Annotated in this window: 4 protein-coding genes; all 4 read right to left on the bottom strand. The window is 54.4% G+C overall.

Annotation, left to right across the window (positions count from 1 at the left end):
- Positions 1-4 precede the first annotated feature (4 nt).
- Entirely contained in the window at positions 5-2,893 is a 2,889-nt protein-coding gene (locus tag RAM15_RS01445; protein WP_306221753.1) for a hypothetical protein, read from the bottom strand.
- A 461-nt stretch (positions 2,894-3,354) separates the two neighbouring features.
- The gene (locus RAM15_RS01440; RefSeq protein WP_306221752.1) at positions 3,355-6,234 is read right to left on the bottom strand and encodes a hypothetical protein; all 2,880 of its coding nucleotides are present in this window, start codon (positions 6,232-6,234) and stop codon (positions 3,355-3,357) included.
- A gap of 327 nt (positions 6,235-6,561) precedes the next feature.
- Entirely contained in the window at positions 6,562-9,423 is a 2,862-nt protein-coding gene (locus RAM15_RS01435) for a hypothetical protein (protein ID WP_306221751.1), read from the bottom strand.
- 420 nt (positions 9,424-9,843) lie between these two features.
- Entirely contained in the window at positions 9,844-12,711 is a 2,868-nt protein-coding gene (locus RAM15_RS01430) for a hypothetical protein (RefSeq protein ID WP_306221750.1), read from the bottom strand.
- Positions 12,712-12,943: the final 232 nt, after the last annotated feature.

Genomic DNA, 12,943 nt, shown 5'->3' with positions numbered 1-12,943 from the left:
GGGGTCAGTGGCGGCTTTCCTGCTTGTTCCTCAGGCAGGCCACGAAGCCCACCAGGCCTAAGGCTATCAGCAGCAGGATCCTGAGCACGGAAAGCGGCCATCCGCCGGTCAGCGGCAGGGAGGAGGTCGAAGGCCGGAACTCCAGCTCCTGCGACACCGAGGCCGACTGGTTCCCGCCCTGGAACCGACCCTGCGCGTCAGGGCCCTCGGCATCATCCGAAAGCACCTGGACGGCGACATCCCCCTGCTTCATCCCCTCAGGCGGGACCGCCTGCCATAAGCCCTGGTCCCCCACAGACACATCCGTGCCAGTGTTGTCAGGCCAGGTCACATGCACCATGGTCCCCTTGGTCTCAGGAACCTTCGTGTTTCCATTGACATACTTGTAGGCCCTGCCCGCTACCTGGAAGACGTCATGGCGGTCAATGGTCAGCGTGGTGGGCGTCATGTCGACCTTCCGCTCGATGGACGCCGGGCCCGAACGGAGGTTCATCGGGTTGACCATTTCAACCTGGAAGGTGTATGTCTGCGTTTCATCGTCACCGTTATAACCAGTGAACTTGTCAGCAGGGATATTCAGCGACCAGGACCAGGTGGAAGCCGCCGTCTTGGTCAGGTTCAGCGTGAGACCTGATGCGGGGTCAGCGACGGAAGGAGCAGCGCCAACCGCCGCATCCCTCTGGAAGGTGTTGGCCGGAGTGGTCAACAGACTGGTCCAGCCCGAGGCAGCATTCTGCTTCATCGAAACAGCCATCCTCGAATCCGTCATCCCCAGACTTCCCGACGACCAGGCCGTATACACAGGCGACACCTCACCCCTGAACACAACGACCGAATCCGCCGGCAGGCTCCCGTTGACGGTATGAGGCACAGTGACCGAGAACTTGCTGGCATCCGGGACGTTTTCTCCCGAAACGAAATAAGCCGTGCCGACATTCGAGAAGTAGGAGGTCAAGCCGAACCCTGACGTGGACTCAACCACCCAGGCGTGATAACGCCTGTAGCCGTTGTACTTGTTGCCGGGGTCCGGCGACGGATACTGCTTATTGGTGTCCTGTATCCACCAGGACCCTCCCTGCTTGCTGCCAGTGTCGGTCTCGCAAACAGCTTCCCCCAGCCTGAACCCCCACGTGTCCGTCCCTTTCACCAGGTCATCGCCATTCGTGCCCTGCCCCTCCACAATGGGATTATTGGGATCCTCGCCGTAGAGAACGACCTTGTTGGGACGCGCGGCATCCTTGGAGGGCATGCACTCACCACTGATCACCGGATCAAGCTTGGTCGTATACACGCTTCCAGAAGCATCCAAACCGGCATCAGCATCGTTTTCGATCTTGGTGATCGTAGGATCATCAGGACGAGGCACGTCATACTTATAAAAGGCGCTATTGATCGTCCAGCCCGCAGAGATATTCGTATCCTTCTCCACGGTGGACATACCATCGTTTATCCCTACAAGACCAGCGCTCTTGGGGTTGTATACCTCAGGGCTGACGGTACAAGCGCTGCCATCCCTATTCGTGGTAACAGGCCAGGTGACCATCTTGAAATAGCCGTCAAGATCCTGCTTCTCCTTGGCCTCCTTGAAATCAATCCCGCCATCAGCCTTCTGAGCAGGCATGGGATTGCCATCCTTATCAGTGGCAAAAAGCACGTTGGGGTTGTCGAGATATTGAGGATCCTTTGGACTCACGTTGAAAGCGGAATACTTGCTGACTTGGGCTGCCTTGCTAGTCGTGGTGGTCGCCGTATTGGGGGACGGCTGCTGGCCTGTCACCAGAACCGGCTCAGGGGTCAGCTCATCAACAGGCACCCACTCGCTATCCTTCAGAGCCACCCACTGGTAATAATACGAATTGGTCTCAGAACATATGCCATCAGGATTATCATTGGTACTGCCACGCGGATTCAACCAGTACACGAAGAAAGACCGTGCCGGGGCTGTGCCCGGAGCAGTGGCATTGATTAGCCCAGTAGTGGAATTGTTCCTATATTCAGGAAAACCGTAATCCGTCACCATGCCCCAATTAGCCTGATTGTTTTGGTAGAGATTTGGGTTGGCGTCCCAACCAACCCAAGAATATGGGCCACTGCATTTCATATCCTCTTTGCTGTCCAAGCAGTAGCCCATATACACCTTCATCTGTTTATCCTGGGACATGCTCGCTGTGATATTTGAATATCTATCCTGAGCCTGTAAATCACTCATGGAAGCCGGATCAAAGCTTGTGCAGTTATCGGTAGTCCAGGACCAGGAAGAATTGCCACAGGACAGGGCCTTGTTCTGGTCACCAACGATGGCAAAGACATTCAAGGGCTCGGGGTGACCGCCGACCGCGAATTTCGCAGGATCTTTGGACGAATCCGCGATATTCATATCACCCTCAATGGATATGGTCAGGTAGTCGTACAAACCAGAATTGATGATCTTATGAACGGTGAAGAACTCAGCCTGGTTCTTGGCCCAGGCTAAGGCACCATCATAAGCGTAGGCATTTTTATTGCTGTCTACGTAATCATCCGGGGTGATAGTGTTCATATACCGCACGCGCCTGTAATAGTCAGGGTTTTCGGAACCAACAAACTGATATATGAAAGATAAATTGCATTGTGACGGATTTTTGGTGTCAGTCCCACCAACACCGACACAATCCGGCTTAAATTCATTGTGCTTCACGCGCAGGATGAAGTCCATGCGCAGCTCATCCTGGTAGGCATCGATCCTGTCGTTGAAGGCCATCATCCTATAGAGCTTCGGTGTTCTGCTGGCCGTTTCGTCCTGTCCATCAACGGCATTGGCCCGATTGGCCGAAAGCGCGCTCAGCCCCAACGGGACAACCATGGCCAGCGTCGCCAGAAGGGTTACCAGAACGGCGATAATCTGACGGCTCACATGCTGTGAACCTTTGGCGCCCCGTTCTTGCAGTCGCTTCAATACAATCCCCCCAAATCAAGATACAATTATGCTCTAGAGCGGCTCTACTTTGCCTTTAATTTATCCCCAGTTGCTTCGACTCTATCATAGAGATAAATAAATAGCATCTTCGCCTTTTCCATACATGCTCCAGGAGCACTGGAATTGCAAGCATTATCCAGGATTCCCATAGGGTGTTTCACGAACGGCATTTCACAACCGTTTACGGTCTTCATCTGGCTTGTCTGGGTTGGACGGGGAGGCCACCTTGGCATGGAAAGGCAGACAGTTCGACGCTGTCAAGCGGCTCTCCCGCCAGCTGTCCTTCAGATGTCTGGGCTCGAGTCCCATCTCGCGCACAGGAAACACAAGCAGGGCCGGCACTCATCCCCCGAATTCCTTGGAGATGAGCACAGGCCCTGCCTTATGCCGCCGGAGAATCAGTATCGGCTCTCCTGCCTATTCCTCAGGCAGGCCACAAAGCCAGCCAGACCCAGTATCAGCATCAGCAGGATCCTTAGCACGGAAAGCGGCCATCCTCCGGCGAAGGGCAGGGATGAGGTGGAGGGCCGGAATTCCAGTGCGTGCGACACCGCAGCCGACTCGTTTCCGCCTTGGAAGTTGCCACTTTGAGGATCGGCGCTTTCGGCATCATCGGAAGAAACCTGAGCGGTGAATTGTTCCTGGTTTATCCCTTCAGGCGGAGTCGCCTGCCATGAACCTTGGTCTCCCACGGCGACATCTGTGCTGCTGTTGCCGGGCCAGGTTATATGGACCAGGGTGCCTTTGGTCTCGGGAACCCTGGTGTTTCCGTTGACATACTTATAGGCCTTGCCCGCTACCTGGAAGACATCGTACCGCTCCAAGGTCAGCGTGGTCGGCGTCATGTCGACCGTCCGGTTGATGGAAGCCGGGTCCGAAGGGACATTCAGAGGGTTGATCATCTTGACCTGGAAGGTATATTTTTGCGTTTCGTCGTCGCCGTTGTAACCGGTGAACCTGTCAGCCGGTATGGTCAAGGTCCAGGACCAGGTGGAAGCCGCCGTCTTCGTGAGATTCAACCTGAGTCCCGAGGCGGAATCCGCGGCGGAAGAAGCAGTGCCGACCGCCGCATCCCGTTGGAAGGTGTTGGCCGGAGTGGTCAGCAGGGGCGTCCAGTCCGAGGCAGCATTCTGCTTCATGGAAATGGCCAGCCTGGAATCAGTCATCCCCAGCCCACCCGAGGACCAGGCCATATTTATAGGCGAAACAGTGCCTTTGACGGTGACGACCGAATTCGCCGGTAGAATCCCGTTTTTCGTATGGGGGACTGTCACAGAGAGCTTGCCATCCGGAGCATTCTCGTTGGAGACGAAATAGGCTGTTCCTATGTTCGAGAAGAAGGAGGTCAGGCCGAACCCAGAGGTTGTTTCGGTCACCCAGGCACGATAACGTCTGTAGCCGTTGTACTTATTGCCGGGAGCCGACGACGGATACTGTTTATTGGTGTCCTGTATCTGCCAGGACCCTCCCTGTTTGCTCTTGGGATCAACCTTGCATACGGTCTCTCCCAGCTTGAACCCCCAGGAGTCCGAGCTTTTCACCTGATCGTCACTGCTCTTGCTCTGCCCCTCCTTGAAGGGATTGCCGGGATCCTCTCCATAAAGAGTAACCATGTTGGGATGCGTGTCGTCTTTGGAGGGAGTGCACTCACCGCTGACCACCGGATCAAGCTTGCCGGTATAGACGCTTCCCGAAGCATTCAAAGCGTTGTCTGTATCATTCTCAATCTTGGTGATCGTCGGATCATCAGGACGAGGCACATCATACTTGTAGAAGGCAGTATCGATAGCCCACCCCGCGTCCAAATTCGTATTTTTCCGAGCTGCAGGCATGTCGTCTGTTATCCCAACAAGATCATCCTGTTGCGGGTCATATATCTTAGTAGTGACTTCAGGAGTGCTTGCCGTCGGCTTGCACTGGGTACCATCGTCATTGGTAGTGACAGGCCAAGTAACTAATTTGAAATAACCATCGAGCTGCTGATACTCTTGAGCTTTCTTGAAGTCTATAGAGCCATCAGGCAGCTGGGCAGGCATGGGTTTTCCATTCTTATCAGTTGCATACAATTCGTTCGAATTGCCCGGACTTGTCGGCAGATTGTAAGCCGTATTGTCATTGACCTGATATTGAAGACCCCAGGAACTGGTCAAGCCGTTTACTGCTGGCTTCTGACCAGTTACGAGCACCGGTTTAGGCGTCAGCGCATCGACAGGCACCCATTGGCTATTCTTCTGCCCCACCCATTGGTAGTAATAGGAGTTGGTCGTGGAACATATTCCACCAGCGCTGTTATTTCCACGCAAATTGAACCAATATGCAAAGAAGGACTTGGGGGGCGCTACTCCTGGAACCGGCTTGGCTCCTATAGGAAATCCATAATCCGTTACCATGCCCCAATTGGCCTGGTGATTGCCATAAAGAGGGGGATTACCGTTCCAGCCAACCCAAGAAGCAGGTCCGCTGCACTGAGGGTGGGGACTGTTACCTAGGCAGTTGCCCATATAAAGCTTGATGCCCTTACCCTGGTCTGCAGTGATATTGGCAACCCTGTCTTGGACATTGCTGCCGAGAGAGCTTGGATCGAAGGTCGTGCAGTCATTCGTAGTATAGTCCCATGGAGAACCTCCACACGAGAGCGTATTGTTTTGTTGACCAACAATTGCGAAGACGTTCAAAGGCTCCGGATAACCGCCAGTCACATAATATTTCGGATCCGAGGAGGTATCCATGTAGGACAAATCACCCTCTATGGATACAGCCAGGAAATCATATAAACCAGAGTTGATCACTTTATGAACCGTAAAGAACTGCTCCTCATTTTCCGCCCATTGCTCAGCACCGCCGGTAGGGTCGTTGGGATTTGTTGAAATAGTATTCAGGTACCGAATCCGGGTATAGTGGGACGGATTTTGCTCTCCTTCATATTGATATGCGAAAGACAGATTGCACTTTACTGAATCATAGGGAGAAGTATCACGCATCGGAACGCATTGCGGATTGAAATCGTTGTGCTTCACGCGCAGGATGAAGTCCATGCGCAGCTCATCCTGATAGGAATCAATCTTGTCGTTATAGGCCAGCATCTTATAGAGCAGAGGCTTCCTGCTGGCCGTCTCACCCTGGCCATCAATGGCATTGGCCTGATTGGCCGAAAGCGCGCTCAGCCCTAGCGGAACAACCATGGCCAGCGTCGCCAAAAGGGTTATCAAAACAGCGACTATAGGGCGATCCACATGCCGTGGACCCTCATCGACCCCTTCTTGCAATCGGTTCAACACGCTACCCCCCACACCTCAATGCAACCATCTCCAGAATCAGACGGACTGCACGCTTGACTGTCCCCGGTGCAGGCCACGAAACCCTGGAGCACAAGTACTGCATCCTCACTTATGGCATCTTCTTGTCCCCTTTACATGCTTTAAGAGTACCGAGACTGAAAGCGTGATCTGGGATTCAGATAGGGTGTTTCGCGACCGTCCTTAGTCTTGACTGATCACAGTCTGCATTGGTGGGATGGGGGTCGGTTGGACAACGGCAGAACCCCCTCCCCACCCAGCCTCTCAACTTCATGGGGCAGGGGCGGGTCCTGTCTGATGCTGCCGGGGTCAGTGCCGGCTTTCCTGCCTGTTCCTCAGGCAGGCCACGAAGCCGGCCAGGCCGAGGGCTATCAGCAGCAGGATTTTGAGCACGGAAAGCGGCCATCCCCCGGTAAGCGGCAAAGCCGAGTTGGAAGGACGGAACTCCAACGCGTGCGACACCGAGGCCGACTGGTTCCCGCCCTGGAACCGGCCCTGGGCATCAGGGCCCTCGGCATCATCCGAAAGCACCTGAGCAGAGAACCGCCCCTGATTGATGCCCTCAGGAGGAACCGCCTGCCACGAACCTTCGTCCCCCACAACGACATCCGTACCACTGCCGCCGGGCCAGGTTATATGGACCAGGGTGCCTTTGGTCTCGGGAACCTTCCTGTCCCCGTCCACATACTTATAGGCTTTGCCTGCCACCTGGAAGACGTCGTACCGCTCCAAGGCCAGCGTTGTCGGTGTCATGTCGATCTTCCGCTCGATGGATGCCGGGTCCGAACGGATGTTCGTCGGGTTGACCATTTCAATGCGGAAATCATACAGTTGCGTCTCGTCGCTGCCGTCGTAGCCGCTGAACCTGTCAGCAGGGATGTTCAGCGTCCAAGACCACGTGGAAGCCGCCGTCTTGGTCAATCCCAGCGTAAGGCCCGTTGCGGAATCCGCGACGGAAGACGTGGTGCCGGCTGCTGCATCCCGCTGGAAGGTGCTGGCCGGAGTGGTCAGCAGGGTCGTCCAGTCCGAGGCGGTCTTCTGCTTCATCGAAACAGCCATGCTCGAATCCGTCATCCCCAGCCCTCCCGAAGACCAGGCCGTGTACACAGGCGACACTTCACCCTTGAACGTGACCACCGAACCTGCCGGCAGGCTCCCGTTTATCGTATGAGGCACCGTGACTGAGAGTTTGCTCGCATCCGGCACATTCTCACTCGAAACGAAATAGGCCGTCCCGATGTTCGAGAAGTAGGAGGTCAAACCGAATCCGGAGATAGACTCGATCACCCAGGCATGGTAACGCCTGTAGCCGCTGTACTTGTTGCCTTGGCCCGGCGACGAATACAGCTTGTTGGTGTCCTGTATCTGCCAGGACCCTCCTTGCTTGCTCTTGGGATCGACCTGGCATTCAACTTCGCCCAGCCTGAACCCCCACGTGTCCGCGGCTTTCACCAGGTCATCGCCATTCGTGCCCTGCCCCTCCGCAATCGGATTGGCTGGGTCCTCGCCGTAGAGAACAACCTTGTTGGGACGCGCGGAATCCTTTGAAGGCGTGCACTCACCGCTGACCACCGGATCAAGCTTGGAAGTATACACACTGCCCGAAGCATCCAGAGCGCTGCCGGCATCGTTCTCAATCTTCGTGATCGTCGGATCATCAGGACGAGGCACATCGTACTTATAGAACGCACTATTGATCGTCCAGCCCGCTGAAATATTCCGTTCTATATCCGAGCTGTTCATGCCGTCACGTATACCGACGAGACCTTTCTGATCAGGGTTGTACACTTCAGGGCTGACGGTACAAGCGCTGCCGTCCCGGTTCGTGGTGACAGGCCAGGTGACCATCTTGAAATAGCCGTCAAGATCCTGCTTCGCCTTGGCCTCCTTGAAATCAATCCCGCCATCAGCCTTCTGGGCAGGCATAGGCTGGCCGTTCCTGTCAGTGGCAAACATCTCATTGGGATTGCTAGGCTGTTTGGGCAAATTGAAAGCGGAATACTTGCTGACTTGGGCCGCCTTGCCAGTCGTGGAAGTCGCCGTATTGGGGGACGGCTGCTGGCCTGTCACCAGGACCGGCTCAGGAGTCAGCTCGTCAACAGGCACCCACTGGCTGTCCTTGAGTGCCACCCACTGGTAATAATAGGAATTGGTCTCAGAACATATGCCATCAGGATTATCTCTAGTGCTGCCGCGCACATTGAGCCAGTACACGAAGAACGACCGTGCCGGAGCTGTTCCCGGAGCAGTGCCGGCGATTGGCCCAGTAGCATTGCTCGTATAGTCAGGAAAACCGTAATCGGTTACCATGCCCCAGTTAGCCTGATTGCCTCCGTAGAGATTTGGGTTGCTGTTCCAGCCTACCCAAGAATATGGGCCGCTGCACTGGAGATCAGCGCCCGTGCCCAGGCATTCTTGCATATACAAAGTGAAGTTTTTGTCGTTCGCCGCTAAAGTTGAAGTAATGTTGGATACCCTGTCCGGCGCATTGATCATGGTGTCAGGGTCAAAATTGCGACAATTATCGATTCCGCTAGACCAACTCCACGAGTTGCTAGGACGAAGGCAGGACAGTGCATCGTCCTGTTTACCAACGACTGCGTAGATATTCACCGGCTCGTTGGCCCCACCAGGTTGGTAATATGACGCATCAGCAGAATTCTTCAGCGCCAGATCACCCTCAATGGAAATGGTCAGATAGTCATATAAACCGGAGTTTATTATGGTGTGCACGGTGAAATACTCATCTTGATTTTGCGCCCACTTGTAGGCTCCGGACCAGGGCTGATCCGAGGATGATGCTGAGGCTATGGTGTTCAGATACTTTATTCTGCGATAAAAGGAAGTGTCATCTGACCCCTTGTACTGATAGACAAAGGCCAGATTGCAATTGCCCTTGGTATCGGCACCAGAAGTGGCATCGGCACAAGAAGGGTCAAACTCGTTGTGTTTCACCCGCAGGATGAAGTCCATGCGCAGCTCATCCTGATAGGAATCAAGCTTGTTGTTGTAGCCCAACATCCTATAGAGTTTGGGCTTCCTGCTGGCCGTTTCGTCCTGCCCATCAATGGCGTTGGCCTGATTGGCCGAAAGCGCGCTCAGCCCCAACGGAACAACCATGGCCAGCGTTGCCAGAAGGGTTACCAGAACGGCAATTATCGGACGGTTCACACCTTGTGAACCCTTAGCGCCCCGTTCTTGCAAACGCTTCAATACAATACCCCCCAAACCACAATGAAATCATGCTCCAGAACAAATCAAGTCTGCTTTTGACCTACCCCCAATTAAGGCAACTGCACATAGAGCACAACAATGCATATAAATTGTTCTTTGCCTTTTCAAGGCTACAGAAATGAAGGGCAAAATCTGGGATTCAAATCGGGTGTTTTGCGGCGGTTCAAGTTCTCGACAATGCAGGACCAGCACCCAGCTGGTGAGAAGCAATATGTTGTCTTTTTCGGGTCGTTCCGGATTGGGGGCGAATACTGCCTTGGCAACGGCAGCAACACGGGAATTAAAAAAAAACAGGGCCCGCGCTCATCTCCATGGAATTGGAAGGATGAGAGCGGTCCCTGTCTTATACGACCGAGGTCAGTGCCGGCTTTCCTGCCTGTTCCTCAGGCAGGCCACGAGGCCGGCCAGGCCGAGGGCTATCAGCAGCAGGATTTTGAGCACGGAAAGCGGCCATCCCCCGGTAAGCGGCAAAGCCGAGTTGGAAGGACGGAACTCCAACGCGTGCGACACCGAGGCCGACTGGTTCCCGCCCTGGAACCGGCCCTGCGCGTCAGGGCCCTCGGCATCATCCGAAAGCACCTGAGCAGAGAACCGCCCCTGATTGATGCCCTCAGGCGGGGTCGCCTGCCACAAGCCCTGGTCCCCAACAGTCACATCCGTGCCAGTATTGTCAGGCCAAGTCACATGCACCACGGTCCCCTTGGCCTCTGGAACCCTCGTGTTGCCATTGACATACTTATAGGCCTTGCCCGCTACTTGGAAGACATCGTACCGCTCCAAGGTCAGCGTGGTCGGTGTGATGTCAACTTTCCGCTCGATGGATGCCGGGGCCGAACGGATGTTCATCGGGTTGATCATCTCAACCTGAAAGTCATACATCTGAGTCTCATCGCCGCCGTTGTAGCCGCTGAACTTGTCAGCGGGGATATTCAGCGACCACGACCAATTGGAATCCGCCGTCTTGGTCAAGCTAAGCGTGAGGCCCGTCGTGGAATCCGAGACGGAAGACGTGGTGCCGGCTGCCGCATCCCTCTGGAAGGTGTTGGCCGGAGTAGTCACCAGACTGGTCCAGTCCGAGGCGGTCTTCTGCTTCACGGAAATGGCCATCTTGGAATCCGCCATCCCCAGCTTTCCCGAGGACCAGGCCGTATATACAGGAGACACTTCACCTTTGAACACGACGACCGAACCTTCAGGCAGACTCCCGTTGACCGTATGAGGCACCGTCACCGAGAACTTGCTCGCATCCGGCACGTTCTCCCCCGAGACGAAATAAGCCGTGCCGATATTCGAGAAGAACGAGGTCAAGCCGAAACCGGACGTGGACTCGATCTCCCAGGCGTGATAGCGCCTGTACCCGTCATACTTGTTGCCTGGGTCCGGCGATGGGTATTGCTTGTTGGTGTCCTGTATCTGCCAAGACCCTCCCTGCTTGCTCTTGGGATCGACCTTGCACTCAACTTCACCAAGCTTGAACCCCCACGTGTCCGCGGTCTTCACCAAGTCCCCGCCGTTCTGGCTCTGCTCGTCACTGATGGGATTGGCGGGATCCTCCCCGTAGAGAACAACCTTGTTGGGATGCGCGGCATCCTTGGAAGGCGTGCACTCGCCACTGACCACCGGATCAAGCTTCGATGTATACACGCTCCCCGAAGCATCCAAGCTGCCATCTGCATCATTCTGGATGTTGGTGATCGTCGGATCCTTAGGGCGAGGCACATCATACTTGTAAAAAGCACTATTAATCGTCCAACCAGCAGAAAGGTTTCGTTCTATATCCGAGCTGTTCATGCCGTCACGTATTCCGACAAGACCTTTCCGCTCAGGGTTGTACACTTCAGGACCGACGGTACAAGCGCTGCCATCCCTATTCGTGGTGACAGGCCAGGTGACCATCTTGAAATAGCCATCAAGATCCTGCTTGGCCTTGGCCTCCTTGAAATCAATCCCGCCATCAGCCTTCTGGGCGGGCATAGGATTGCCATCCTTATCAGTAGCAAACATCTCATTGGGGTTTTTCGGCTGTTTGGGTACGTTGAAAGCCGAATAATTAGAGGCTTGAAATTGCTTGCCTGACGTGGTGGTGACCGTATTGGGAGACGGCTGCTGGCCTGTCACCAGGACCGGCTCGGGAGTCAGCTCATCAACAGGCACCCATTGGCCATCCTTCAGAGCCACCCACTGATAGTAATAGGAATTAGTTTCAGAACATATCCCGTCCGGGTTATAGACAGTGCTGCCACGAGCATTCAGCCAGTACACGAAGAATGACCGTGCCGGAGCTGTGCCAGGAGCAGTGCCGGCGATCGCCCCAGTGCCAAGGCTCGAATAGTTAGGAAAACCATAGTCGGTCACCATACCCCAGTTGGACTGATTGCCTCCATAGAGTAATGGATTGTTATCCCAGCCTACCCAAGAATACGGGCCACTGCACTGAAGATCAGCACCCTTACCCAGACAGTCGCCCATAAATAGTTTGATGTACTTACCATCTGCTGCTAAAGATGCTGTAATATTCGATACCCTATCTGGCGCATTAATCATAGTTTCAGGGTTGAAAGTGGTACAGTCATCGATTCCGCTAGACCAACTCCACGAGTTGCTAGGGCGCAGGCAGGACAATGCCCCGTTCTGCTGTCCAACGACTGCGTAGATATTCAGGGGTTCGTCGGCACCACCAGGTTGGTAATATGACGCATCAGCAGAATTCTTCAGCGCCAGATCACCCTCAATGGAAATGGTCAGATAGTCATATAAACCAGAATTGATTATCGTGTGCACGGTGAAGTACTCATCCCTGTTCTGCGCCCACTTGTAGGCTCCGGACCAGGGCTGATCCGAGGATGACGCTGAAGCTATGGTGTTCAGATACTTTATTCTGCGATAATATGATGGACTATCTGAGCCCTTGTACTGATAGACAAAGGCCAGATTGCAATTGCCCCGGGTATCGGCACCACCGCTACTATTGGCGCAAGATGGGTCGAACTCGTTGTGTTTCACGCGCAGGATGAAGTCCATGCGCAGCTCATCCTGCCATGCATCTACCTTGTTGTTGTAGCCCATCATCCTATAGAGCATTGGCTTCCTGCTGGCCGTTTCGTCCTGTCCATCGATGGCATTGGCCTGACTGGCTGACAAAGCGCTCAGCCCCAACGGAACAACCATGGCCAGCGTCGCCAGAAGAGTTACCAGAACGGCGATGATCGAACGGCTTACGTGCAATGATCCCTTATTGTCCCGTTCTTGCAAACGCTTCAATACAATACCCCCCAAACCACAATGAAATCATGCTCCAGAACAGATCAACCCCGTTTTTGACTCATCCCCAATTAAGCCAACTGAATATAGAGCACAAAAATGCATCTTCATTCCTTGTTTACGCGTTCCAAGAGTACAGAGATGGAAGGCATAATCTGGGATTCAGATAGGGTGTTTTTCGACTGTCCAAGGTCTT

The sequence above is a fragment of the Bifidobacterium asteroides genome (assembly GCF_030758775.1).
GTDB lineage: Bacteria > Actinomycetota > Actinomycetes > Actinomycetales > Bifidobacteriaceae > Bombiscardovia > Bombiscardovia kimbladii.
Note: the sequence above shows the minus strand (reverse complement) of the source record. Positions and strands in the feature narration are given on the sequence as shown.